This is a genomic window from Neisseria sp. HMSC065C04, from assembly GCF_001815375.1.
Taxonomy (GTDB): domain Bacteria; phylum Pseudomonadota; class Gammaproteobacteria; order Burkholderiales; family Neisseriaceae; genus Neisseria; species Neisseria flavescens_D.
This window is the reverse complement of sequence record NZ_KV820419.1, coordinates 171,249-196,213: the sequence shown is the minus strand read 5'-3', so window position 1 is coordinate 196,213 and position 24,965 is coordinate 171,249. Positions and strand designations below refer to the sequence as shown.

The following is a 24,965-nucleotide window of genomic DNA, read 5'->3' as shown; positions in this document are numbered from 1 at the left end:
AAAGGCCGTCTGAATTTCAGACGGCCTTTGATTTCATCACCTACATACATAATCAGCCAACAGCCTGCCTTTTTCCGCACTGGCTGCATTAGCCATATTCACCTGTCTGGTCTCAGGGCCATTCTTAGATTTCAGGGCTTCGCCATATTTTCTGGCAAACTCTTTATTGGCACTGGTCACTCTTGACTCAGTGGAATCCAATATAAACCCGTCTTGCTCATATTTGCCTTGCGCAGTAATAATCAAGATATTTTCAGGTGAAGGATAATCCGGAAAATTAACATAGTTGGTAACCAGCTTGTAGGAAACGCCTTTGCCGTGTTTCATATCCTGACAGATGCCGTTAGGCGCGGTAAAGACTGCATGGCCGATACGGCCGTGGCCGAAATCGTAAAAATCGATTCTCTTCGCAGAAGCCAACAGTTCTCTATCGTTGCCGTCATTGATATTTAATGACTTGCCGTTTACCAAAAACAGGGTGGGCAACAAGGGGCTGCCATGAGAGGCTTCCAAATTATATGCTTCGCCCAACAGCTTGCCCTGACGATACACAGTCAAGACAGGCTTTTTCAAACCATTTTCCGGATTGCCGGTTTTCTTAAAAGAAATCTTCTGAACCACATTGCCAAATTCATAATAAGGCCGCGACTGCACGCCTGTTTTCGTATCCTGCAAGGCACTCCAGCTGCCGTCCGTCGTTTGGGCGCACGCAGTCAGAGCAACAAACAGAATACCCGATAGTAAAACTTTAGAATGTTTCATTCATAAACTCCTTCTCAAGTAAACAAAAGAACGGATGTGTGCCTTTACTGCCTAATTTTGTTTCTTTATTAAAATTTTAGAACCATTGCACTAAATTAGCAAGGGATTAAAGAACAGGCCGTCTGAACATTCAGACGGCCTTGATTAAGCTCAAATTTTAAGAAGCCAAAACGCGGTGGAACAAAATCTCATTTTCCAAATGGATATGGTCTTTCAAATCATCCACCATCTCTTTGGCCAAAGTATACAAACGGGTCCAGCTGCCGCAAGCGCCTTCGGGAAGCTCAAAATTGTTGGTCAATTCTTCCAGACGCGCGATGGCTTGGTCGTGTTCTTCATGCTCATGCATCATCACGCTGATGGGCATTGCCGCGCCACGACCCACGCCCTGATTAATCATCGGGAACAACATGCGCTCCTCTTTCATCATGTGCATCAACAGCTCGTTTTGCATATAGGCCAACAAATCAGGAACTTCGGCAGGGAAAGTATCAGCATGAACCTGCGCCACTTTTTGCGCCAGCGGAACCAACTCTTCAAACTGGGCGCGGTGGACATTGTGGTAACGCTGCAAAATATGGTCAATGGTGGAATTGAAAGGTGCGGTTTCCCAAACGGTAAAGTCGGTCATGGCTGTGTTCCTTTAAAGATTGATATTGGATGAATGTTAGACATAAGGATACACGCTGCAAACGGCTTTGTATAGTTTTTTAATTGCTTAATTAATTGATAATAAAAGTTATTTTCAAATTTAAAATAACAAACAGGCCACCTGAAACATAAGGCTAACGTTTCAGACAGCCTACCCTTTTCTTAAATAATCCAACGATATAACGCAATCATTACCGGCATGGTCACCACACAAAGCAAGGTCGTCAGCCCATAAATCGCGCTGGCTTTTTGGGCATTTTTGCCGTAAACAACCGCCATTTGGGTAACTGTCGCGGCGGCAGGCGAAGTCGTTGCCAAAAAGCTGATCAAAACAACCGTATCCGCATGCGCATCATGATGGGCAAAACCGCAGACTTTGACGGCAAAAAGCAATAATACCGGAATTAAAATCAACCTTAAAAAAGCAACGAGATAAAGCCTCGGCGTCCACACAATCGAACGCAGCGGCAAAGAAGCCAAAAGCATGCCTGCCACCAACATGGCAACCGGGCCAATCATACCGCCCACCGTCGCCAAAGTATTATCGACAATGTGCGGCAGCTTGATTTGAAAGGCAAACATCATCAGCCCGACCAACATGGATAAAATGTTGATATTGGTAAAAATGGTTTTCCAAGCCACATTGCCTCGGCCGCAAATCAACAGGCGCAGATGCGTCCAAAATAAAAACGTCTGCACCATGATAAAACCGCTGGTGTAAATCACCCATTCCGCCCCAAATACCGACATCACCAAAGGGATAATCAGGTTGCCCGAATTGCTGTACACCGTTGCCGCGTGTTCGAGCGCATCGAGTTTGAACAAGTGCTTAAACAACCTGCCCAAAACAATCAACACCACATGGAAAAACACCGCCAGCATGACGGAAAGCTTCAGCCCTTCGATAATCTGCGGCGCATTGTCCATCTGAAAAGCATGAATCATGACGGACGGGCTGATCAGGTAAAGTGCAATGACCGAGAGCGTGTAGCTGTTTTCAGATTTCAACAGTCCGGCCTTCACCAAGGCCACGCCCATCAAAACAATCAACGTCAGCTCGGTAATTTTTCCGGCAAGCAGGAAAGAGGTTTCCATAATAAAAAAGCGGTAAAAACGCTAATTTTACGCTTGTACCGCTTGGCATGCCAAATTCAGACGGCCTGAAGCCTTTTTCCAACAACCCGACATAATTTGCCCTACCGCAAAGCAAATCAATATAAATCTGTCCGTATATCCGCTATAATCAGCCATTTTCTTCAAACAGGAAACATCATGTCCCCTAGCCGTTTCAATCAAACGGGCCCAAAAATCGGCCTGAGCGTACGCCTTGCAGAAACCCAAGCTGAAATCGAAGCCGCCCAAAGATTGCGCTATCAGGTTTTTGCCCAAGAACTGGGGGCGGAAATAGAAAGTGATGACGGCCGTGATGTCGATCCTTATGATGAGTATTGCCACCACCTGCTCGCCTTTGACGATGCAACCGGCGAGGTAATCGGCTGCTACCGCCTGATTACCGAAGAAACCGCAAAAAAAGTCGGCGGCTGGTACAGCGAGCATGAATTCGACCTTGAGCCTTTGAAAGACATCCTACCGCAAACTGTCGAACTCGGCCGCGCCTGTACCCACCCGGACTACCGCAACGGCGGCTTGGTCATGCTGTTGTGGACCGGTTTGGTCAAATTCATGAAAGACGAAAACCTGCGCTTTATGATTGGTTGCGGCAGTATCGAAATGCGCGACGGCGGCAACGATGCGGCCGGCCTGTATCATGCTTTGAAAGACAAATACCTCGCCCCGGCACAATGGTGTGTCAAACCGCTCAACCCGCTCAAATGGGACAGCATCACGCCGTCTGAAAATCCGCCTGTACCCGCCCTGATCAAAGGCTATCTCAAAGCAGGCGCGTGGTTCTGCGGCGAGCCTTGCGTCGATGAAGCATTCAACTGCGCGGATGTGCTGATCATGATGGACATCAACCACCTTTCCGACCGCTACCTGCAGCGTTTTGCCCCTAAAACCGATTCATAATAAAAGGCAGTCTGAAACTTCAGACGGCCTGCCTAATCTTTATAAAAACACACACAATGACCGCCAAAATCCGTTTTATCTTCCGTCTTTTCTGTATTGCCGGCTGCCTTTTGTACGGCATGGCCGAAATGTTTTTTCTGTTTCCCTTTTACAGCAGCAAACGCAAACTGCGCGCGATCCAATTATGGTCGCTGCGCGTGCTCGCTTCCTGCGGCATGAAACTGCAAACTTTCGGCACGCTGCCGCAAGAAGGCCGCGGCCAGATGCTTATCAGTAACCATATTTCATGGTTGGACATTATGGCGGTCAACGGCGCATTTCCCGGCCGTTTTGTGGCTAAAGACGATGTGGCCAAATGGCCAGTGGTCGGTTATCTCGCCACACAGGCTCAAACGGTTTACGTCTCGCGTAACCGCGGCATCAAAGGCAATTCCGCCAAAATCGCAGGCGTAACCGAAGCACTGAAAAACGGCGATACCGTCACCATTTTCCCCGAAGGAACCAGTACCGAAGGCCGTGAAATCCTGCCGTTCAAACCCAGCTTTTTTCAGACGGCCTATGATGCAGGCGTACCGATTATTCCGGCACTCTGCCGCTATCCGAATCCGGACGGCAGCAGCCCCAACCCGCACACTGCTTACTACGGCGACATCAGCCTCTGGCAGTCCATCTGCATGGTCATCAGCCAGCCTTCCAGTACAGTCGAACTGCATTTCCTCGATCCGATTGAAGCAGGAGAAGACCGCTACGCTACCGCGCTTCAAGTACACGCCCTGTTGAGCGAAAAGCAAAAACAGTTGGGCTGATCAAACAAAAGGCCGTCTGAATGTTCAGACGGCCTTTTCCATTATCTTATGTCTTAAGATGAATATTGCACCGAATCGCTACCGCTTTTCTTTTGAATAAATTCAATTTTGTAGCCATCCGGATCTTCGACAAACGCAATCACAGTCGTGCCGTGTTTCATCGGACCGGCTTCGCGTACCACTTTACCGCCCATTTCTTTGACACGTTCGCACGCCGCATAAGCATCATCGACTTCAATCGCGATATGGCCGTAAGCATCGCCCAAATCGTAAGACTCGGTATCCCAGTTGTGGGTCAGTTCCAAAACAGTATGGTCCGCTTCATCGCCATAACCGACAAAAGCCAAAGTAAAACGGCCTTCAGGATAATCGCGGCGGCGCAGCAGTTGCATGTTCAATACGTTTTGATAGAACTCCAAAGAGCGTTCGAGATTGCCGACACGCAGCATAGTATGAAGCAAGCGCATGATTTTGTTCCTTTCTGAATTATGTTTAGTCATGGATTATAACACATCGGGCATTTACCCTCCCCAACTTAGAAAATGCCGATACATACACCGTGTAGAAATGAAGCGTATCCTCTATCGCCATTTGAATTTCATGTATTAACAAGCACACCGACTGACTAAATTGCTATAATCGCCACAATTACAACACAACACTTCAAACCGTCATGAAAACCTTTGTTCTTCCAGATACCCGCCCTTATCCGCAGAGCCCTATCAAAAACTACCTTCTGCTCAATGCCTATCAGCTGGCGCACAACTCCTCCTCCGCATCACGCAAGCTTTCAGCCGGCCAACTGCAAACCGAAATCCGCACCATGCTCAGCCAAAACCATTACATCAACCTTTCATTGGCAATGACCATGGCGCCCGATGTCGGCACTTACACCAGCCTGATTCAAAGCGTAGGCGAAGTCCTGAAGGCAGAAAACGATAACGAAGCCCAATGGTTTGCCCTGCCTGTCGTTTTGGTCGCCGGTTGTAAAAAAGAACAAACCCTGCCACTCACACTGCCTACCGAAGCCCTCTTCGCCTGCCTGCAAAACTACCCCAACCTGCGCACCCTCACGCAAAACACGCAATGGCTGCCCTACCTCGTCCAATCGACCGATTTGAGCAGCGTTACCCCGGGCGAGTGGTTCCAAGCCAAGCAAAACGATGAAGCGGCAGGAGCATTCCTGCAAAAATTCGAATACAAACCATTGACGCTGCCCGAAGGTCAATCCGTCCATGTTGTTTACGCGCTGGGCTACGGCAATAAAGACATTCAGACGGCCTTGGGTCTCAACCTGCAACAGGCAGGCCTGCCATTGATGCAGGTTTGGCAAGAGCATCTCGCCCTTGACGGCGTTACCCTCTTTACCAACCCGCTCTCACCCAATACGCCGCTTGACGCGCTTACCGACGGCAGCCACACCCGCCAACGCATGGCCATGGACGTTTTTGCCACCAACGCCATCCGCGCCATCCGTATGCAAAGCCCGCGCGTCGGCGTTGTTGTCGCAGCGAAAGCGGACGGTAAGCTCCAGTTTAGCTTCAACGCGACCGACAGCGCGTTTGAAATCGTTCCGCAGACCTTCACTTGGGAGCTGGCCTCAACCGACAATATCGCCATCGTTCAGCAAAACTTCCTCGACCTGATGGCAGAATGCCGAATCGAGCACCTCTACCTGCTGCACAACCCACTGGGCGAAAACGAGAACATCCCTACTTATGCCCAAGCGTTGAAACTGGAAGGCCATAATCCTTTCTTCAGCAATGTAAACTAAATTGAAAATGCAACACGCAAGGCCGTCTGAAAACGGTTTAGCGTGTTGCATTGATTTTCAAACCTTACCGCTCATTTTCACAAACATGAAAACCCACAAAATCCTTTTCGTCTGCCTCGGCAACATCTGCCGCTCCCCCATGGCCGAATACGTCCTGCGCCACCGCGCCCGCGAAGCAGGCATGGGCAATGCCGTCATTACAGCCAGCGCAGGCACATCAGGCTGGCACGACGGAGAAGACATGCACGAAGGCACGCGCCGTGTACTCAAACAACACGGCATCGACCCGTCAGGCTTTACCAGCAGCAAAATCAAACCCAGCGATGCCGAACATTTCGACTACATCATCGTGATGGACGACAACAACCTCAGAGAAACCGAAAAACAGCTCGGTTTCCACCCCGGCAAAATCTTCAAACTGACCGACCTTATCCCCGATTCAGGTTACAACCACGTTCCTGATCCGTGGTACACAGGCGACTTTGACGAAACCTACCGTCTGGTCGATGCCGGCAGTTTGGCCTTGTTGGAAAAACTGAAACAGGCTTAAATCTGCTTGAACAATAAAAGGCCGTCTGAACAGGTATCTCAAAAGCTATGCTTTCGTTATGACCTGTTCAGACGGCCTTTATTGATTACCGCAATCAACCTACACGATAAAACGCCAGGCTGCCCAATAAATTCGGCAGATGTTTAACCTGTCGGTTGCCCGTCATGACCGCACGCTCAAGCACGCGGATTTTGTTTTTGGCACACAGCAAATCAAAGTCTTTGAGGGTACACCAATGAATATTGGGCGTATCGTACCAATGATACGGCATGCGCTCGGAAACCGGCATATGGCCGCCAACGGCGATTTGAAAGCGGTTGCGCCAGTAGCCGAAGTTAGGGAAGCTGACAATAGCCTGTTTGGCCACGCGCATCAGGCAGCGCAGGATTTTTTCCGTGTTCTGCATGGCTTGAATGGTTTGGCTCAAGACAATCACATCAAAGCTTTGATCGCCAAAAGCCGTCAAACCCTCTTCCAAGTCGGCCTGAATGACATTCACGCCACGGGATATGGCGGCAATCACGCTGTCGGTATCGATTTCAACGCCGTAGCCGGTGCAATTTTTATGTTCCACCAACGCAGCCAACAGCTCGCCGTCGCCGCAGCCTAAATCGAGTACGCGGCTGCCTTCGGGTATCCAATCGTAAATGAGTTGCAAATCGTCGCGCAGATTCATTTTTGGCAGTCCTTGTAAACGTTGTTCATATAAGCGGCAACCGCGCGGATATAGGCTTCGTCTTCCATCAAGAAAGCATCGTGGCCGTGATTGGATTTGACTTCAATGTACTGCACAGATTTTTGCGCGGCGATTAATGCCTTGACCAATTCATGCGAACGTTGCGGCGAGAAGCGCCAGTCGGTGCTGAAGCTGGCAACAAAAAACTTGGCCTGCACATTCTCTACGGCGCGCGTGAGGTTGTGGCCGTAATCAGCGGCCGGGTCGAAGTAGTCGAGTGCCTTAGTCATCAGCAGATAAGTATTGGCATCAAAGCGGCCGACAAACTTGTCGCCCTGATAACGCAGATAAGACTCCACTTCAAATTCAACGCCGTAGCCGTATTGATAGCCGTCTGATTTCAAATCGCGACCGAATTTTTTACCCAAGCCGTCTTCGGCAAGATAGGTGATGTGCCCCATCATGCGCGCGATACGCAAACCGCGTGAAGGAACGGTATGATGGCTGCGGTAATTGCCTTCGTGGAAATCGGGATCGGTCAAAATCGCCTGGCGGGCAACATCGTTAAACGCGATGTTTTGAGTGGAAAGTTTAGGCGCAGAAGCGATGACGAGCGCATGAGCAACGCGTTCAGGCAAAGAAATCGTCCATTGCAATGCCTGCATGCCGCCCAAACTGCCACCGACAATGGCCGCCCATTTTTGAATACCGAGATAATCGGCAAGCATGGATTGGGATTTCACCCAGTCTTTGACGGTTACAACCGGAAAATCCGCGCCATATTCGTGGCCGGTTTCAGGATTTTCGGACAAAGGGCCGGTACTACCGTCGCAGCCGCCCAAGTTGTTCAAACCGACAACAAAAAAGCGTTCGGTATCGATGGGTTTGCCGGGACCGACCATATTGTCCCACCAACCGGCGTATTTATCCTCCGCACTGTGCTTGCCGGCAACGTGATGATTGCCTGACAGGGCGTGGCAGATAAGGACGGCATTGCTTTTGTCGGCATTGAGTGTGCCGTAGGTTTCAATCATCAGGTCGAAACGGGGTAAGGTTTTGCCGTTTTCCAGAGCAAGCGGTGTGTCAAACGGGATTTTCTGGGGCGTTACAATGCCCACTGAGGCATTTGTTGTCATTTGTAATTTCCAAGTGAAGCGGCAAAAGGGGTATTATAACGTTTCGTTTTTGTTTTGTGCATGAGGCTTCAGACGGCCTGCCCTGATTAAAGGCAATATTTTTGGGAGAATGTGGAATGATTGGCAGGCTTTTGCGATTTTTTTTCTTTTGCGCCATAGCGGCATTGATTGTGAACCGTTTGTTCAGCCGCCAACAAAAGCGCACTATTCGGGAAATCGCCAAAATCAGCGCGTGGGTATTGCTGGGCGCGGCGGCGGCTACGCTGTTTTGGTATCTGATGATGCTGTTTTTTAAGCATATTCCCAATTCTTATTGAAATAAAATATAAAAGGCCGTCTGAAAACCTTAATCCAGCGTTTTCAGACGGCCTTTTGATATTCAAACTTAAAACAATTCTTCCGGAATCTTGCAAACCGGAATCGGATTGACTTTGTGCTGCATGGCTTTGTGCAATCGGGTATAGATTGCCAAAACTTCGCGCTGTCTGCCCTCAAAATCTTCAGGCTTGTGGCTGCTATACACGCTCATCGCCCATTCGAGTTCAGGATAAGATGCGCCCATTTGTTCTTCATCGGTACGTTCGGTATCCCAAAGTCCGTCCGTCGGTACGGCTTTTTGAATGTCTTCCGATACGTCCAGTTCGGCTGCTAGCGCGTACACTTGAGTTTTGGTCAAATCGGCAATCGGGCTGATGTCCACGCCGCCGTCGCCGTATTTGGTGAAGAAACCGACGCCGAAATCTTCAATTTTGTTGCCTGTCCCCGCCACCAGCAAACCATGCAGCTGGCCGTAATAATAAAGCGTCGTCATGCGAAGGCGGCTGCGTGCATTGGCCAGTGCCAGCTGTTTATTGGGAAATTCGGTTTCGCTGACGTCAACGGTATCGGCAAACGTATCGAACGCCGGGGTCAAATCAACGCTTTGCGCTTTTACATTGGGATAACGCTGTTTCAGACGACCCATGTGTTCTTGAGCGCGGTTGACTTGGTCGGATTTCTGACGAATCGGCATTTCCAACAACAAAACCGACAAACCGGTTTGCGCGGCAAGTGTGGAAACCACAGCAGAATCGATGCCGCCGGATACGCCGACGACAAAACCTTTGGCACGCGCCTGCTCGGCGTAATCTTTGAGCCATTGAACGATATGGCGGATGATGGCTTGGGTTTGCATAGGGATAAATGTTCGCTTCAAATAAAACGAATGATAGCCTGATTTGCACTTGTCTGAAAGACGACAGGGTATAATGTTCCTTTTATTTCTTGCACGCACACCATGTCCAAACCCATCCTTCTGCGCTGGCTCGTTGTCTGCCTGATTCCGCTCGCCACCCTTTTGTGGTTTGCCCTCAACCCGCCCGAAGACAAAACGCAACACCTCATCAACGGCATCATCCTTGCCTGCGAAGCCACATTTCTATTCAAATTCATCCTCTTTGACGTCATCAAACACCACCTCAAACAAGAGCCCGAATTGAAACGGCAAAGCATATGGATGTTTATCCCGATTATTTTGCTGATTGTTTATTTGTTCCATTATTTCGGCGCATTCTGATGTTTTCAGACGGCCTTGGGTATATTTTCCCATGAACACTCCCCCACCTTATACCTGCTGGATTTTTTGCAACGTCATCGACAACTTCGGCGACATCGGCGTTTCATGGCGGCTGGCGCGTGTTTTGCAACGCGAGCTCGGCTGGCAAGTGCATTTGTGGACAGACGATTTCCCATCCCTTCAGGCACTCTGCCCTGATTTGGCCTCGATTCCCAATATCCATCAAGGCATCGGCATTCACGCCTGGCAAGCCAATCATGCCGAAGATACCGATACAGCCCCTACCCCCGACATCGTCATCGAGACCTTCGCCTGCGAACTGCCCGACAACGTTCAATCCATCATCCGCCAACACCGACCGCTTTGGCTCAACTGGGAATACCTCAGCGCGGAAGACAGCAACGAGAGGCTGCACTTAATGCCCTCGCCTCAAGCTGGCGGCATACAGAAATACTTTTGGTTTATGGGTTTCAGCGAAAAAAGCGGCGGCCTGCTGCGCGAACGCGATTACGCCGAATCTGCCGGATTTGATACGGAAGCCTTACGCCGACAACTCAAACTTCCCGCAAAAAATGCATCCGAGTGGCTGCTTTTCGGCTATCAAAGCGATATTTGGGCAAAATGGCTGACTATGTGGCAACAGGCCGGCCAACCTATTACCCTGCTGCTTGCGGGTACGCAAATCATCGCCAGCCTGAAAAACAGCGGCCTAGTGCCGCAAAATACCCTGCTTGAAGAAGGCGATATGTATCAGAGCGAACACATTACCCTGATCAAAATCCCTTTTGTCCCCCAACAGGATTTCGATAAACTGCTCAACCTTGCCGACGGTGCCGTCATACGTGGCGAAGACAGCTTTGTTCGCGCCCAGCTTGCCGGTAAACCCTTCTTTTGGCACATCTATCCGCAAGAAGAAAATATCCATCTCGACAAGCTGCACGCGTTTTGGGACAAAGCGCATCAGGTTTATCCGGATGTTGTCGCCACGGCACACCGTCGCCTTTCCGACGAACTCAACAACGGCGAAGCACTCAGCGACAGCCAGCGCCTGCAAGCATGGCAAACCCTGACGGCACACCAAAACGAATGGCGCCAAAGCGCGGCAAAATGGCGGGACGGACTTTTTGCCCAAAAAAGTGCCGTCGAAAAACTTGCCGCCTTTATTTCAAAGCACAAAAAAATACGCTAAAATAGTGCGTTTTATTACAACCGATTTGATTGGAAAACTACAATGAAAACAGCACAAGAACTGCGCGCCGGCAACGTATTCATGGTTGGCAATGACCCTATGGTTGTTCAAAAAACCGAATACATCAAAGGTGGTCGCTCTTCTGCCAAAGTCAGCATGAAACTGAAAAACCTGCTGACCGGCGCCGCTTCTGAAAGCATTTACAAAGCCGACGACAAATTCGACGTCGTAATCTTGGCCCGCAAAAACTGTACTTACAGCTACTTTGCCGACCCAATGTACGTCTTCATGGACGAAGAATTCAACCAATACGAAATCGAAGCCGACAACATCGGCGACGCGTTGAAATTCATCGTTGACGGCATGGAAGACCAATGTGAAGTAACTTTCTACGAAGGTAACCCAATCTCCGTAGAATTGCCTACCATCATCGTTCGCGAAGTTGAATACACCGAGCCTGCCGTTAAAGGCGATACCTCCGGTAAAGTGATGAAAACCGCACGTCTGGTCGGCGGCACAGAAATCCAAGTGATGTCTTACATCGAAAACGGCGACAAAGTCGAAATCGATACCCGTACCGGCGAATTCCGCAAACGTGCTTAATCAGCCCGTAACACAAAAAGGCCGTCTGAAACCTGTTTCAGACGGCCTTTTTCTCAATCTGCCTTATTGTTTCTTCAAGCCCTTGGCTTCGACAGTCGCAATCGTACCGTCAATGCCTTTGCTCTTAATCAGCTCGCCAAATTGGTTGCGGTATACCGTTACCAAGCTGGTACCGTCCACGCGGATGTTGTAAATCTTATACGCACCGCCGCTTTGGTAAAGCTGGTAGGCCACTTCATACTTAGTGCCTTTTTTGGTCTGAATTTCCGAGAAAACGTCAAACTTATTGCCGTTTGCCGTCATCTTCGGCAACAGGCGCACATTCGCATCCGCCGCACCAATCAGTGCAGAATGCGAGTACATCGCAATCACCATATCTTTGAATGCACGGATAAAATCGATTTTCTGTTTGGCAGAAAATTCACGCCATGGCGCGCCGACAGCCAAAGCCGAAATACGTTCATAATCCAGATAACGGTTGGCATACTGCTCAACCTGTTTCACACGTTGCGCTTCTGTCAAAGACGTATTGCGTGCAATTTTCAACACAGCATCAATATTCTGCTGCATCTGCTTTTGTGCCGGATGCGTTTCCGCCGCCACATAAGGCGCGGCAATTACCATCGGTGCGGCCACAATCAAAGTCTGAAGAAAACGGTTCATGACGATATCCATCCAAAATAAAACCGCATTGTAAAAACAATCTATTCCAAAAAACTTAATTCTTTGTAAAAGCAGTCATGAGCAATGAAAAATCCTGCAATCAAATTTCAGACGGCCCGATAAAAATAAGATAACATATAAACGCTATTTTCAAAGGAGGAAGCCATGCCCTACGTCAACATCAAAGTAACCGGCGGCAATGAAGCCCCGAGCGCGGAGCAAAAAGCCGAATTAATTCGCGGAGTAACCGAATTACTCTCACGCGTTCTCAACAAAAATCCCGAGACGACCGTCGTCGTCATCGACGAAATCGATATGGACAACTGGGGCATAGGCGGTAAAAGCGTGACGGTTCGCCGTGCCGAAGCACGCAATAAGTAAGCCTCGGTCGTCTGAAACCCTTTTAATTTACCCACAAAAAGAGTACATTTATCCCATTGTTAACAATTTTACGGAACACACATCATGGAGAAATTCCCCAAATCATCAAAACTGGACCACGTTTGCTACGACATTCGCGGCCCAGTTCACAAAAAAGCCCTGCAACTGGAAGAGGAAGGCAACAAAATCCTCAAGCTCAATATCGGCAATCCGGCTCCGTTCGGCTTTGAAGCGCCTGATGAAATCTTGGTTGACGTCATCCGCAACCTGCCGACTTCACAAGGCTATTGCGACTCCAAAGGCCTTTACTCCGCACGCAAAGCCATCGTTCACTATTACCAAACCAAAGGACTGCTCGACGTTACCGTCAACGACGTTTACATCGGCAACGGCGTGTCCGAGCTGATTACCATGTCCATGCAGGCATTACTTAACGACGGCGATGAAATCCTGATTCCTGCGCCTGATTATCCACTGTGGACCGCCGCCGCAACACTGGCAGGCGGTACCGTCCGCCATTATCTATGCGACGAAGAAAACAACTGGTTTCCCAACCTAGCCGATATGGAAGCCAAAATTACGCCTAAAACCAAAGCCATCGTCGTCATCAACCCCAACAACCCGACAGGCGCGGTGTACAGCAAAGAAGTCCTGCTCGAAATCGCCGAACTGGCGCGTAAACACGGCCTGATTATTTTTGCCGACGAAATTTACGACAAAATCCTCTACGACGACGCCGTACACCACCATATCGCCGCCCTTGCTCCCGACTTGCTGACCATTACGTTTAACGGCCTCTCCAAAGCCTACCGCGTAGCCGGTTTCCGTCAAGGCTGGATGGTTCTCAACGGCCCGAAACATCATGCAAAAGGCTATATCGAAGGCTTGGACATGCTCTCGTCTATGCGCCTTTGTGCCACCACACCCATGCAACACGCCATTCAGACGGCCTTAGGCGGATACCAAAGCATCAACGAATTCCTCCTCCCCGGCGGCCGCCTGCTCGAGCAACGCAACAAAGCATGGGAACTGGTCAACCAGATTCCGGGCATATCCTGCGTCAAACCCATGGGCGCATTGTATATGTTCCCCAAAATCGATACCGAAATGTACAGCATCCATGACGACATGAAATTCATCTACGACTTACTCGTACGTGAAAAAGTCTTGTTCGTCCAAGGCACAGGCTTCAACTGGATACGCCCCGACCACTTCCGTATCGTTACCCTGCCGCCCGTTCATCAAATCGAAGAAGCCATGGACAAACTCAAACGCTTCTTGCAAAACTACCATCAATAAACCTAAACAAAGAGGCCGTCTGAAAAAGCAAACCGCTGTTCAAACGGCCTTTTTAATCAAACAGCAACTTGGCAAAGCCTGCTGACATGCGTATAATCGACCTTTCCTATCTGGGGGCGATCTTGGTTTCGACGGGGGTTGCAAAGCAGATGCGGGCATACCGGGGTCTCAGATTTCCCGTTAAACACTGAATTTAAATAGTCGCAAACGACGAAACTTACGCACTGGCCGCTTAAGGCCTGCCGTTGCAGCAGTTGGTCAATGGGCTGTGTAGCGCAAGCTACCGCAACGTCATTCTACATTGACTGGTTTTCTGTCGGGTTACTTGGCAGGAAACGAGATTTAAGGTAACTGGTTCTCTGAAGGCCTGTTGGTCGGCATGATGAGGACGAGATTCTAAATAGACACAACTAAGTATGTAGAACGCTCTGTAGAGGACTTTCGGACGGGGGTTCGATTCCCCCCGCCTCCACCAGATTTGAAGCGCAAATTTTTGATTTAAAAAGGTTTGCGCTTTTTTATAAACTTAAACAGGCCGTCTGAAACTTTTAAGACGGCCTGTTTTTGTCTCAAATATCTGAGTGAAAAAACTTTTTCTTTCGATACATTGCCAATAGTACTTTGCTTTAAAAAATTTCAGCCTTACATTTTTCTATCTGATTTCATATTCATTTTACGATGCGGCCTAACCGTTACACTCAATGGCAGATGATCTGACAAATGTTGCCAGTCTTTACTGTTGTGAATTTCAGAATCGATGACATCAAGATTGCGCGTATAAATGCGGTCGAGGCTGAGGATGGGCAGGCGCGAAGGGAAGGTTTTGGGGCGTTTGCCTGTATTATCGACAAATACTTCGTTCAAATCTAATGCACTGCCCAGCTCACGCGCTGATTTCTGCCGCCAGTCATTAAAATCGCCGGCAATAATCAAAGGGCTTTCCGGACGAATGTACCGGCCAACGTAGTCGCTGATGGCTCGGTATTGTTTGAGGCGGTCTGGCTCGCGCAGATTGAGGTGGACGCACAGACACACCAGCGGATCTTCCCAACCTTCGGGTACGACCTCACAATGCAACAGGCCGCGTTGTTCGAGTTTATTAACGCTGATGTTGAGGTTGTTTTCCGTTTTCAGCGGCAGGCGGCTGAGAATGGCGTTGCCGTGGTGTCGTTTGGGATAGACGGCATTTTTGCCGTAGCTGCGATGATAATCGAGGCTGTCGCCGATGATGTCGTAATGCGGTGCATCGGGAAAGTCGGTACGGCGGCTTCTGTTGAGATGTTGTCCTTGGACTTCTTGTAAAAACAAAACATCCGAACCCAATGCACCCAGCGCGTCAGCCATGCGGTTGACTTGCACTTTGCGGTTGAGCGCAGACATGCCTTTGTGCATATTGTAGGAAGTAATGGTAACTGGACGGGGAGACATGATGTGTGATGAAGCGGTTTATTTGTTTTAGTATAGCACCGGAGCGTGTGGTTTTACGGCAATTTTGGTTATACTTGTTTAAAAAATAAAACGGCGTTTTGACAGAGAATTTCCCAATCAAAACGCCTTCTGTTTTTCAGACGGCCTTGCGTCCGAATCAGTTGTTAATTACTTCAACATTGGTCTCAAAAGTAACGGTATGTTGGTATTTAGATGCGGTTTTGCGTTTCGGATAAGGATATTTGGAAACGCTTTTCACTGCGCGTTCGTCCATTTCAGGATTGCCGCTGGATTGAATGATATTTACGCGGTCAACATCGCCGGCAGGTGTTGTGAAGACATCCATCAAAACGGTTTTAACGCTGCCGTTTTGCGCTTTCATGGCTTCCAAAGTTTCGGTATCGGCTGCTTGAGCAGTACCGAATACAGCGGCAAACAACAGGGCTGAGGCGAGGAGTTTAGTCGTTTTCATGTTTTAGTCCTTATTAGGGTTGTGGTTAGGTTAAATATTTCAGACAGCCTGATTCGTCGTTATTTAAAATTCAAAATCGGCCAACCTTTTGCTTTGGCTTCTTTTTCCAGCTCGGCATCCGGATTGACGGCGACAGGTTCGTCCACGATACGCAGCAACGGCAAATCGTTTTTGGAGTCGCTGTAAAAATAAACCTTACCGTAGCTTTCAAAGGTCTCGCCGCGCTCGGCAAGCCATTGGTTCAATCGGGTAATTTTGCCTTCCTTCAGGCTGGGCGTACCGACATAGTTGCCGGTATATCGGCCGTCTTCGCCGGTTTCAAGCTGCGTACCAATAACGTTGTGAATACCGAAAAGATGGCAGATCGGGGTAATGATGAATTCGTTGGTCGAAGAAATAACCAACATTTCATCGCCCGCCATTTGATGGCTTTGCACCAGCATACGCTGCATCGGGGAAATATACGGAACAATATATTCGGCCATAAACTCGCGATGAAACTCAGCCAATTCCTCCTTGCTGAAACGGGCTAAAGGCGCGAGATGGAATTTGAGGAAGGCATCAATATCAAGACAACCGTTTTGATAGTCTTGGTAAAACTTTTCATTTTGCGCCTCGGTTTCGGCCGCATCGACTATGCCTTTTTTAATCAGGTATTGCGGCCAAGAGTGATCCGAATCGGTATTGATCAAGGTATTGTCGAGGTCGAAAATGGCAAGGTTTTTCATTGGGTTTCCTGTTGTTTTAAAAGCTGGCGCAAAAGCGGCAAAGTAATGCGCTTGCCCATCATAACGGCGTAGTTGTCGAGGGTATCGAGCATTTGCATCAGGCTGTCCATATCGCGCTGCCAATGGTTCAGCAGGTATTCGAAGATTTCCGGATCGATGGTTACCTGACGGGCGGCCGCCATGCTGACAAGCGCATCGATTTTTTCTTGGTCGGTCAACGGTTTGACTTCGTAAACCAGGCAATACGCCATGCGTGTGCGCAGATCTTCGCGGATAACGAGCTGCTGCGGCGTATATTCGGAACTCAAAAGCAAAAAGCCTTTGCCGCTGTTGCGGAAGCGGTTGAAGATGGCAAACAGTAAAGCCTGTTCTTCATTATTAAGCTTTTCGATTTGGTCAATGGCGAGATATTCCGCATCCAGCGCGGCTTCTGTCAGAGGCGTGGCAGCGGCGTCAATATAGAGGGCATTTCGTCCGGCATCGAGCGCCTGGGCGACCCATGCCTGCAAGAGATGGCTTTTGCCTGCGCCCTCTTCGCCCCAAACATAGATAAATTGCCCATGCTTGTGCTGCAACACATACACCAGCTCGGCATTTTCTGTTCCCAGAAATTTGTCGAAGCCGGGATAATCATGGCTGGCAAAATCGAAGATGAGCTGGTTCACAAAGGCGCACCGGTTAGGTTGAAATCGGCTTTATTTTACGTTGTTTTGCGGTTCACCATCAAGGATAAAGGCCGTCTGAAACCTATACCTGCAACATATCTGCACTTCTAAACATATCTTGACGCGCTCACGGCATTGGTTTTATTCCGCTTTGGTTTTACAATGTCGAACTTCTCGCCGAAACATTTGTCTGTTCTTTTTCAGACGGCCTTTTTATTTGGGAACCCTAGTGATTTCTACCATTATCGATTTCATCCTCCATATCGACCAACACCTTGTCCACCTCTCCGCCCAATACGGTCCGTGGATTTACGCGATTTTGTTTGTTGTGATTTTCTGCGAAACCGGTTTGGTCGTAACGCCATTTTTACCCGGCGACTCGCTGCTGTTTGCCGCCGGCGGTATTGCGGCCATCGGCGGCATGAACATCCACGTCATGGTATTGCTGCTCTTAGCAGCCGCTATTTTAGGCGATGCGGCCAATTTTATGATCGGCAAGTATTTTGGACAAAAACTGTTTGCCAATCCTGATTCCAAAATTTTCCGCCGTTCGTATTTGGAAAAAACCCATGCGTTCTATGAAAAACACGGCGGCAAAACCATCATCATTGCACGCTTTGTACCGATTGTGCGGACGTTTGCGCCATTTGTCGCAGGTATGGGCGATATGCACTACGGCACGTTTATCCGTTACAACATTATCGGCGCGGTGTTGTGGGTATTGTCGTTTTCCTATGCAGGCTACTTCTTCGCCAATATCCCCGTCGTAAAAAACAATCTGGGCTTAGTTATGGCGGCAATCATCGTGATTTCGATTTTACCTGCGGTAGTCGAAGTCGTCCGTGCCAAACTTAACGCCAAAAAATAACAATCAATCGAAAAGTTTGAAAGTTTAAACACATCAAGGAATTGTCATGCCGTTGCTGTCTATTGAGTTTGCGGTATTCTTTATCGTATTTTTGCCGCTGTACTGGGCATTTGCACGTTTGCCGCAAGTTCAAAACGTTTTACTTTTGGTTGCCGGACTGGGCTGGCTTTACCGTATTGACCCTATCTTTGCCGCGCTGATTTTGGTTTACTCGTCTGTGGTTTACCTGGTCAGCGTGCTGATGTTTTCTGAAAACGAGAATATCCGCAAATTTTGGCTGGGTTGCGGTATTTCGGCGGCATTGACTGTTTTGTGTTTCTTCAAATATTTCGACTTTTTCCGCCCGATTATCCAACAATATACGGGGCAAAGCGCCGTCATCGACATCCTTTTGCCTTTGGGCTTGTCTTATTACACTTTCCAATCGCTGGCTTACTTGGTGTATTGTTACCGCGAGCCTAAAGGAGACCGTTTTGAATGGCACGAGCTCCTACTGCATCTGAGCTTCTTCCCCACCATCACATCCGGCCCGATTATCCGTGCGGCCGCTTTTAAAAGCATAGACGGCGAACAAGCAGGCGCATTGGCGCAAATCCGCACCAAACAGGCACGCCAACTGATTTATCCGGCTTTAGCAGTCGGTCTGATTGTGTTGGGCATTGCCAAAAAGTGGTGGCTTGCCGGCGTATTGGCGGAAGGCTGGGTATCGCCTGTTTTTGAAAATCCGGCCCAGTTCGACGGCTGGGGCGTCCTGTCTGCGATTTATGGCTATACCTTCCAACTCTTTTTCGACTTTTCCGGCTACTCGGATTTGGTCATCGGCTTGGCCATGCTGCTCGGCTTCCAGCTGCCGAAAAACTTTGCCGCGCCGCTTCGCGCCATCAACATCCGAGACTTCTGGGACAGATGGCACATCAGCCTGTCCACTTGGATTCGCGACTATATCTATATTCCTTTGGGCGGCAGCAAAAAAGGCTTCGGACGCACTCAGCTCAATCTGATGATTGCCATGTTACTTTCCGGCATTTGGCATGGCTACGGCTGGAGCTTTTTGATTTGGGGCGCGCTGCACGGTGCGGCTTTAGTGTTCCTTAACTGCGGCGATAAAATCGTCGGCCGCAATGCCTTAGGCCGTCTGAAAATCGGCAAACCACTCGCCTGGCTGTTTACCTTCCATTTCGTTTGTTTCGCGTTTGTCGTGTTCAACAGCGCAACGCTTGCCGATACGGAAATGCTGTTCAGCGCATTATTTGCCAATGACAAAGGCTGGAATGCGCCTCTGCCGACCGACCTTATGTTGCTGGGTGCATTTGCGATGATGCTTTTGCTGTACCCGTATTTGCTTCGCTCATTTGAAGCATCGGTAAAAGGCTTGGACAAACTGCCTGCATGGCTGTGGTTTATTCCCATCACGCTTATCCTCGCCCTGATTATCGTCTTTGCCCCGTCCGGCATTCCCGGCTTTATTTACGCCAACTTCTAAGGAGCAGAACATGAAACGCTTTATCTCCCTGTTTGTTTCGATTCTGCTCAGTGCGGTTGCGCTGACGTGGTTTGCCCAAAACTCCATCAATGCCTATTGGCAGCAGACCTATCATGAGAACAGTCCGCTTGAGCCTTTATCCGAGTACGCTTGGTGGCGTATCGGTGCGGATTGGCAACAAAAAGCTTACGAATTTTCAGACGGCCTGAAAGCTTCACTGGAAGCAGGAGACGCTTTGGCTTCAGAAGACTCTGGCATTGAAACAACAGGGCCTTCTGAAAATACGGAAAACATTGAAACATCGGACAATCAAAAAGGCTCTGCCGCTTCTGATGCGACTAACAATACAAATACCGCCGCCAGCGAGCCAAGCAATCAGGCTGATCAGTCTGCAACGCAGGTTGTATTGAAAAAAGGCAACAAAGTTTTCTTTGCCGGCGACTCGCTGATGCAGGGCGTTGCACCTTTCGTACAAAAACACCTCAAGCAAGAATATGGCGTACAATCGGTCAACCTCAGCAAACAAAGCACCGGTTTGTCCTACCCCAATTTCTTCGACTGGCCGAAAACCATCGAACAAACTTTGCAAAAAGAACCCGACATCCGCGTTTTGGTTGTATTCTTAGGCCCTAACGACCCTTGGGATTTCCCGATGGGTAAAAAATACCTGAAGTTCGCCTCCCCCGAATGGGAGGCAGAATACCTCAACCGCGTCCGCCGTATTCTTGATGCAGCCTCCGCACATGATGTCCAAGTCATTTGGCTGGGCATTCCTTACATGAAAAAAGCCAAGCTCAACGAACAGATGCGCTACCTCGACAAAATCCTGTCGGGTACGGTGTCGCCTCAAGCCATCTGGCTGCCGACTGACAAACTGTTGAGCAACGGCGCAGAAGAATATGCCGACTCTGTCAAAGTAAACGGAAAAATCATCCGTTACCGCAGCAAGGACGGCATTCACTTTTCCGCAGAAGGCCAAAAACTACTGGCCGGAAAAATTATGGAAAAAATTAATTTTACACACGATACACAACCATGAAATTTAATAAAACCTTACTCCTCACGCTTCTCGCACTCCCTATTACTGCCTACGCAACCAATGACGGCCTGTTAAGCAACTATGGCTCCAACCGCCCTGCCTGGCTGAACAAGCTGCAACAGCTCAACCATACTTCAGACGGCAAATTCCGCATCATCCAAGTCGGCGACTCCCACACCGCCGGCGACTACTTCACCGACCGCCTTCGTCGCCGTTTGCAACAACAATGGGGCAACGGCGGCATCGGTTGGGTTTATCCCAACACCGTCAAGGGCCAACGTATGGCAACCGTCCGCTACAACGGCAGCGGTTGGAACACCATCAGCAGCCGCAAATCACACAGCGATTTTTCTTTCGGCGGAATTGAAGCACGCGCCGATGGCGGCAGCGTTACCTTAAGCGCAGCCGACGGCAGCATGGATATGCAACAAATCTCCATCTTTGGCAAACCGGTTTGGTCCGAGCAAACCCTGATTGTCAACGGCCGCGAAATCCCGGCCAAACAAAACGGCTGGCAACTGTTGCATACCAACGCCTCCCTGCCGATGACCCTCAGCAGCAGCATGCCTTGGCAAATCGGTTTCATTAATATCGAACGCCCCGGACGCGGCGTAACCGTTTCCGCCATGGGCATCAACGGCGCACAGTTATCCCAATGGTCAAAATGGCGGCCGGGTATGTGGGAAGATTTGGCACAAACCAAAGCCGATTTAATCATCCTTGCCTACGGTACCAATGAAGCCTTTTCCGGCAACCTCGATATTTCCTCTACCGAGCGGACATGGCGCAATTACATCCGTCAAATCAAAAACACCCTGCCCAACGCAGGTATCCTGATCCTCGGTGCTCCGGAATCTTTGAAAACCGCCTACGGCAGCTGCGGCAACCGCCCTGTCTTGCTCAGCGAAGTACAACAAATGCAGCAACGTGTTGCCCGTGACGAAAAAATCATGTTCTGGTCTTGGCAGGATGCGATGGGCGGCGCATGCAGCATGAAAAACTGGATGGCTCAAGGCTTGGCAGCCAAAGACGGCGTTCACTTCTCTGCACAAGGTTACGAAACTGCAGCCGATAAGCTTGCCGACAGCCTAATCCGCTTTGCTCAATAAATTGGCCAAAGCCTAAGTGTTTTTCATTAACAGCACACAAAAGGCCGTCTGAAATTAATATTTCAGACGGCCTTTTGTTTATCGCTTATTCAGCAAACTGCTTATTTTTAAGCCAACATATTGCTGCTCATGCGTTGCGTTTGGTTTTCCGTAAAACGAACCAATCTTGCCTGCTTGTCAAAGCCTAATGGCTTGGCGACAAGACGGTTGGGCAGCTTGTTTAAATGATGGTTGTAACTTCCGGCTCTGCGGTTGTAAGTACGGCGTGCCGATGCGACTTCAGCTTCTGCAGCATCCAGCATTTCCATCAAACCGGCCAATTGCTCATCAGGATACTGTTTCAAAAGGCCGTTGACGGTAGTTTGCAATTTTTTCAGCGCATGATTCAATGCTGTTTCGGCTTCGCACAGATGTTTGATTTTGGATTCGGAAAATGTTTTGGCAGTTTGCACCAATGCGGTTTCGACTTCGGCACACATCTGCTGAACGTTGTGATCCGATGCAATACCCTGCTCTTGCAGGTGTTTGCTGTATGCATCCAATACATGACGGACAGCCTGATGTCGGCAGTCGAGCGCAATGCGCAAAGAGACAAAAGATTCGCGACAGTCTTTTTTGCGGTCTTTCAACTGTTGTTTGAAATACAATAAGACGGCGGCGATTGATACGAAGATAAGTGCAAGACTAATAATGCCCATAGTGAGTTCCCTAGTTATGATGCCACTCATATCGGTGGCTGATTTTATTAACATCGATTATAATCCAATTTCAATATTTTTTCCCAATTTTCATAAAAAAGGCCGTCTAAAATTCAGACGGCCTGAAGTTTATATTTTTATTTCAATGCTTTGACTTGATGTCAATCACCCACACTTCTGATTGCGAACCCAAACGCAGGGGAATACCCCAGAAGCCGTAGCCTGAAGTGGTAAAGAAATGGCCGTTGCCGATTGCTTCATAACCATAAGCGAGACGATAAAGCGTACGGACGATAAGGTTGGCGGGTGCAACTTGGCCGTTGTGGACATGGCCGGAAACCTGCACATCAATCGGCAGCCGGGCATGGGTTTCGATTGAAGTAGGACGGTGGTCCATCAATAAAACCGGTAATTGGGTATTTTGACCTTCTAAAAGCTGCTCCGCACTGGGGCGTTTACGATCCAAATCATCGCTCCGCCCCACCAGCAACACACCATTCACTTCCAAAACCTGATTGGCCAAAACCGTCAAACCTGCCGCTTCCAATTCATGTTTGATGCGCTTCTGATCGCGGAACCAGTCATGATTGCCCAAAGTGGCATAAACGCCCATCGGCGCAGTCAGCTTCTGCAAATGCGGTTTCATGTTTTCTTTCAGGTATGCATCGACGGTATCGTCCATCAAATCCCCCGGCAGCAACACCATGTCGACTTTTTCCCGCTTCATGATGTCCGTCAGCTTGTCCAATTGACGTGCGCCGAACAAAATCCCCAAGTGCAAATCACTGGCCACACCGATACGCAGCGGCTTATCCATTTTCTTATTGATGAATACAGTCTGATGGCGGACCACGGGCGTATAGGCGTTATACATCCCAAAACCGAGTAAACCGGCCACAAACAAAGGCGCAAACAGCCTCAGACTTCGAGAAAGCGGTTGGCGCGCCATAAAACGGCGCAGCAAAAGATACAGGACAAATGTCGCCAACGCGGCATACATCACAAACAGCAAGATCACCATCCAAAACGCCACCACGCGGAACATCATATGCCCCAACTCCAGCAGCAAGCCGATCAACAAGCCGTTTGTAATGAAATAGGAAATACCCATCAGCCAACGTCTGCCGACTTTGCCAATCCAAGGCGCAAACAGCCATTGCAGCGAACGCCCAAGCCCGAATGTAAACACTTGTAACAGAATGACGCTCACAAAAAACATCTTGCCAAACATGCCTTTCCGCCCTAAAAAATCAAAAGGCAGATTTTAGGCCGTCTGAAACTTTCAGTGTATAATCCCCCACGTAAAAACCCATAATATTTTGAAAGGAATCATCATGAGCCACCCTCAATCAGCTATTATTCCTGATCACGCACAAGCCGGTATTTTTATCGAAGCAGACATTTCAGACGGCCGCAATGAAGACATCAAATCTGCCTGCCGTCTTTCTTTGGAGGCTCTGGCCAAATTAAAAACCCGTTTTCCGAATGATATTTTGGGTTTGACCATTGCCTTCGGCAGCCGCGCATGGCAATCGTTCGGCCATACTGACGAAGGCAGAGAAATCAAACCTTTCCCTGAATTGGGCAATGGCCTCGCCCCTTCCACCCAACACGACCTCTATATCCACATTCAAGCCACCGAGCAAAAAGCCGCTTATGCCTTGGCTCAATCTGTTTTCAGCGCATTCGGCGACAGCATCCGCGTATCCACTGAAGAACACGGCCTGCGCCTGTATGAAGACCGCGGCTTGGACGGCTTTGTCGATGGCACGGAAAATCCGCAGGGCGATGACAATGTGCGCAATGTTGCCATCATCCCCGAAGGCAAGCCTGATGCCGGCGGCAGCTATGTTTTGCTGCAAAAATACCTGCACGATTTGAAAAAATGGGATGCCGTTCCTACTGCCGAACAAGAAGCCAGCGTTGGCCGCAGCAAAGAAGCCAATGACGAATTCAGCAAAGATATACGCCTGCCCGACTCCCATCTCGGCCGCGTCAACGTCAAAGAAAACGGCGTTGGCTTGAAAATTGTCCGCCGCAGCCTGCCCTTCGGCAAAATCAGCGGCGAACATGGTTTGATGTTCACTTCCTATTGCAACACGCTGCACAATATTGAAGTTCAACTGCTCAATATGTTCGGCGATGCAGACGGCAAAACCGACTTACTGCTGAAATATTTGTCTAAAGCCGTATCAGGTGCTTACTACTACGCGCCTTCTGTCGAGCGTTTGCAAAATCTTTAACGGCTCACAGGCCGTCTGAAAAAACCTGCCTTTGAAAAGGCAGGTTTTTGTTATTTAAATTCCCTTAATACTTTTATGGTATTATCATAGAAATTTATCCTATCATTGCTTAATAAACCCAGATTACAGACAACGATAAAAACCGATACGCCCAAGCGG

At 49.1% G+C, this 24,965-nt stretch carries 29 protein-coding genes and 1 other RNA gene; 16 read left to right on the top strand and 14 right to left on the bottom strand.

The window, feature by feature from the left end; all coding sequences use genetic code 11:
• Positions 1–36 precede the first annotated feature (36 nt).
• From HMPREF3022_RS07700 to HMPREF3022_RS07690, 3 genes are all read right to left on the bottom strand, one after another.
• Positions 37–762, bottom strand: a complete 726-nt coding sequence (locus HMPREF3022_RS07700) for a DUF8095 domain-containing protein (RefSeq protein WP_049333386.1) — start codon at positions 760–762, stop codon at positions 37–39.
• 157 nt (positions 763–919) lie between these two features.
• Complete coding sequence (gene dnrN / locus HMPREF3022_RS07695; RefSeq protein WP_004519850.1) at positions 920–1,393, bottom strand: iron-sulfur cluster repair protein DnrN; 474 nt, start codon at positions 1,391–1,393, stop codon at positions 920–922.
• A gap of 182 nt (positions 1,394–1,575) precedes the next feature.
• Complete coding sequence (locus HMPREF3022_RS07690; RefSeq protein ID WP_049333388.1) at positions 1,576–2,508, bottom strand: AEC family transporter; 933 nt, start codon at positions 2,506–2,508, stop codon at positions 1,576–1,578.
• A gap of 177 nt (positions 2,509–2,685) precedes the next feature.
• Here HMPREF3022_RS07690 and HMPREF3022_RS07685 point away from each other — a divergent pair, with 177 nt between their 5' ends.
• Complete coding sequence (locus tag HMPREF3022_RS07685; RefSeq protein WP_049333389.1) at positions 2,686–3,441, top strand: GNAT family N-acetyltransferase; 756 nt, start codon at positions 2,686–2,688, stop codon at positions 3,439–3,441.
• Positions 3,442–3,497: 56 nt separating this feature from the next.
• On the top strand, positions 3,498–4,247 hold the full coding sequence (locus tag HMPREF3022_RS07680; protein ID WP_049333391.1) for a lysophospholipid acyltransferase family protein: 750 nt from the start codon (positions 3,498–3,500) through the stop codon (positions 4,245–4,247).
• A gap of 53 nt (positions 4,248–4,300) precedes the next feature.
• Here HMPREF3022_RS07680 and gloA read toward each other — a convergent pair whose 3' ends face one another.
• On the bottom strand, positions 4,301–4,714 hold the full coding sequence (gloA, locus tag HMPREF3022_RS07675) for a lactoylglutathione lyase (RefSeq protein WP_049333394.1): 414 nt from the start codon (positions 4,712–4,714) through the stop codon (positions 4,301–4,303).
• A gap of 206 nt (positions 4,715–4,920) precedes the next feature.
• On the opposite strand from gloA, the gene HMPREF3022_RS07670 reads away from it, so the two are divergent.
• Together HMPREF3022_RS07670 and HMPREF3022_RS07665 are read left to right on the top strand one after the other, a co-directional pair.
• Positions 4,921–6,021 (top strand): conjugal transfer protein, encoded by a 1,101-nt coding sequence (locus HMPREF3022_RS07670; RefSeq protein ID WP_070765398.1) that lies wholly within the window; start codon positions 4,921–4,923, stop codon positions 6,019–6,021.
• An 85-nt stretch (positions 6,022–6,106) separates the two neighbouring features.
• Positions 6,107–6,571 (top strand): low molecular weight protein-tyrosine-phosphatase, encoded by a 465-nt coding sequence (locus tag HMPREF3022_RS07665; RefSeq protein ID WP_049333460.1) that lies wholly within the window; start codon positions 6,107–6,109, stop codon positions 6,569–6,571.
• Between the two features lie 94 nt (positions 6,572–6,665).
• Here HMPREF3022_RS07665 and metW read toward each other — a convergent pair whose 3' ends face one another.
• Both metW and HMPREF3022_RS07655 read right to left on the bottom strand, forming a co-directional pair.
• Positions 6,666–7,247: a methionine biosynthesis protein MetW gene (gene metW, locus HMPREF3022_RS07660; RefSeq protein WP_049333396.1), complete on the bottom strand. Its 582-nt coding sequence runs from the start codon at positions 7,245–7,247 to the stop codon at positions 6,666–6,668.
• Entirely contained in the window at positions 7,244–8,383 is a 1,140-nt protein-coding gene (locus HMPREF3022_RS07655) for a homoserine O-succinyltransferase MetX (protein ID WP_004519859.1), read from the bottom strand. Before HMPREF3022_RS07655 ends, metW begins: the two co-directional genes overlap by 4 nt.
• 116 nt (positions 8,384–8,499) lie before the next feature.
• On the opposite strand from HMPREF3022_RS07655, the gene HMPREF3022_RS07650 reads away from it, so the two are divergent.
• Positions 8,500–8,700 carry a protein MIGRI gene (locus HMPREF3022_RS07650; RefSeq protein ID WP_003747144.1) on the top strand — a complete coding sequence of 67 codons (201 nt, stop codon included), beginning with the start codon at positions 8,500–8,502 and terminating at the stop codon, positions 8,698–8,700.
• Between the two features lie 68 nt (positions 8,701–8,768).
• Here the strand turns inward: HMPREF3022_RS07650 and nadE are convergent, their stop codons facing one another.
• The gene (nadE, locus tag HMPREF3022_RS07645; protein WP_049333400.1) at positions 8,769–9,557 is read right to left on the bottom strand and encodes an NAD(+) synthase; all 789 of its coding nucleotides are present in this window, start codon (positions 9,555–9,557) and stop codon (positions 8,769–8,771) included.
• Between the two features lie 102 nt (positions 9,558–9,659).
• Here nadE and HMPREF3022_RS07640 point away from each other — a divergent pair, with 102 nt between their 5' ends.
• The 3 genes from HMPREF3022_RS07640 to efp are packed head-to-tail and all read left to right on the top strand — an operon-like array spanning position 9,660 to position 11,730.
• Positions 9,660–9,938: a hypothetical protein gene (locus HMPREF3022_RS07640; RefSeq protein ID WP_049333402.1), complete on the top strand. Its 279-nt coding sequence runs from the start codon at positions 9,660–9,662 to the stop codon at positions 9,936–9,938.
• A 31-nt stretch (positions 9,939–9,969) separates the two neighbouring features.
• Positions 9,970–11,127, top strand: a complete 1,158-nt coding sequence (gene earP / locus HMPREF3022_RS07635; protein WP_049333404.1) for an elongation factor P maturation arginine rhamnosyltransferase EarP — start codon at positions 9,970–9,972, stop codon at positions 11,125–11,127.
• A 42-nt stretch (positions 11,128–11,169) separates the two neighbouring features.
• Complete coding sequence (efp, locus tag HMPREF3022_RS07630; protein WP_049333406.1) at positions 11,170–11,730, top strand: elongation factor P; 561 nt, start codon at positions 11,170–11,172, stop codon at positions 11,728–11,730.
• A gap of 63 nt (positions 11,731–11,793) precedes the next feature.
• On the opposite strand, the gene HMPREF3022_RS07625 is transcribed toward efp, so the two are convergent.
• Positions 11,794–12,393 carry an MlaC/ttg2D family ABC transporter substrate-binding protein gene (locus HMPREF3022_RS07625; RefSeq protein ID WP_049333408.1) on the bottom strand — a complete coding sequence of 200 codons (600 nt, stop codon included), beginning with the start codon at positions 12,391–12,393 and terminating at the stop codon, positions 11,794–11,796.
• Positions 12,394–12,558: 165 nt separating this feature from the next.
• On the opposite strand from HMPREF3022_RS07625, the gene HMPREF3022_RS07620 reads away from it, so the two are divergent.
• From HMPREF3022_RS07620 to ssrA, 3 genes are all read left to right on the top strand, one after another.
• Entirely contained in the window at positions 12,559–12,774 is a 216-nt protein-coding gene (locus HMPREF3022_RS07620) for a tautomerase family protein (RefSeq protein WP_049333410.1), read from the top strand.
• 84 nt (positions 12,775–12,858) lie between these two features.
• Positions 12,859–14,073 carry a pyridoxal phosphate-dependent aminotransferase gene (locus tag HMPREF3022_RS07615; protein WP_049333412.1) on the top strand — a complete coding sequence of 405 codons (1,215 nt, stop codon included), beginning with the start codon at positions 12,859–12,861 and terminating at the stop codon, positions 14,071–14,073.
• Between the two features lie 112 nt (positions 14,074–14,185).
• Positions 14,186–14,548, top strand: a transfer-messenger RNA (tmRNA) gene (gene ssrA / locus HMPREF3022_RS07610).
• A gap of 167 nt (positions 14,549–14,715) precedes the next feature.
• Here the strand turns inward: ssrA and HMPREF3022_RS07605 are convergent.
• From HMPREF3022_RS07605 to hda, 4 genes are all read right to left on the bottom strand, one after another.
• Complete coding sequence (locus HMPREF3022_RS07605; protein ID WP_039862165.1) at positions 14,716–15,501, bottom strand: endonuclease/exonuclease/phosphatase family protein; 786 nt, start codon at positions 15,499–15,501, stop codon at positions 14,716–14,718.
• Positions 15,502–15,658: 157 nt separating this feature from the next.
• Positions 15,659–15,973, bottom strand: coding sequence for a TonB family protein (locus HMPREF3022_RS07600; protein ID WP_004519868.1), 315 nt, complete (start codon positions 15,971–15,973; stop codon positions 15,659–15,661).
• Between the two features lie 59 nt (positions 15,974–16,032).
• A complete protein-coding gene (locus tag HMPREF3022_RS07595) occupies positions 16,033–16,701 on the bottom strand; it encodes a histidinol-phosphatase (RefSeq protein WP_003747163.1) in 669 nt (222 codons plus the stop codon).
• Entirely contained in the window at positions 16,698–17,366 is a 669-nt protein-coding gene (gene hda, locus HMPREF3022_RS07590; protein WP_049333414.1) for a DnaA regulatory inactivator Hda, read from the bottom strand. The genes HMPREF3022_RS07595 and hda overlap by 4 nt, the downstream gene beginning before the upstream one ends.
• A 229-nt stretch (positions 17,367–17,595) precedes the next feature.
• Between hda and HMPREF3022_RS07585 the strand changes: the two genes are divergently transcribed.
• Genes HMPREF3022_RS07585 through HMPREF3022_RS07570 form a run of 4 tightly spaced genes read left to right on the top strand, consistent with a single transcriptional unit; the run spans position 17,596 to position 21,865 of the window.
• The gene (locus tag HMPREF3022_RS07585; RefSeq protein ID WP_049333417.1) at positions 17,596–18,234 is read left to right on the top strand and encodes a DedA family protein; all 639 of its coding nucleotides are present in this window, start codon (positions 17,596–17,598) and stop codon (positions 18,232–18,234) included.
• Positions 18,235–18,280: 46 nt separating this feature from the next.
• Positions 18,281–19,717: an MBOAT family O-acyltransferase gene (locus HMPREF3022_RS07580; protein ID WP_049333419.1), complete on the top strand. Its 1,437-nt coding sequence runs from the start codon at positions 18,281–18,283 to the stop codon at positions 19,715–19,717.
• A gap of 10 nt (positions 19,718–19,727) precedes the next feature.
• Positions 19,728–20,756: a peptidoglycan O-acetyltransferase PatB gene (gene patB, locus HMPREF3022_RS07575; protein WP_049333422.1), complete on the top strand. Its 1,029-nt coding sequence runs from the start codon at positions 19,728–19,730 to the stop codon at positions 20,754–20,756.
• Positions 20,753–21,865 carry an SGNH/GDSL hydrolase family protein gene (locus tag HMPREF3022_RS07570; protein WP_049333424.1) on the top strand — a complete coding sequence of 371 codons (1,113 nt, stop codon included), beginning with the start codon at positions 20,753–20,755 and terminating at the stop codon, positions 21,863–21,865. The genes patB and HMPREF3022_RS07570 overlap by 4 nt, the downstream gene beginning before the upstream one ends.
• Positions 21,866–21,972: 107 nt before the next feature.
• On the opposite strand, the gene HMPREF3022_RS07565 is transcribed toward HMPREF3022_RS07570, so the two are convergent.
• Both HMPREF3022_RS07565 and HMPREF3022_RS07560 read right to left on the bottom strand, forming a co-directional pair.
• A complete protein-coding gene (locus HMPREF3022_RS07565; protein WP_070765397.1) occupies positions 21,973–22,563 on the bottom strand; it encodes a LemA family protein in 591 nt (196 codons plus the stop codon).
• Between the two features lie 142 nt (positions 22,564–22,705).
• A complete protein-coding gene (locus HMPREF3022_RS07560; RefSeq protein ID WP_049333428.1) occupies positions 22,706–23,794 on the bottom strand; it encodes a metallophosphoesterase in 1,089 nt (362 codons plus the stop codon).
• A gap of 103 nt (positions 23,795–23,897) precedes the next feature.
• Between HMPREF3022_RS07560 and HMPREF3022_RS07555 the strand changes: the two genes are divergently transcribed.
• The gene (locus tag HMPREF3022_RS07555; RefSeq protein WP_049333430.1) at positions 23,898–24,806 is read left to right on the top strand and encodes a Dyp-type peroxidase; all 909 of its coding nucleotides are present in this window, start codon (positions 23,898–23,900) and stop codon (positions 24,804–24,806) included.
• The last annotated feature ends 159 nt before the right edge of the window (positions 24,807–24,965 follow it).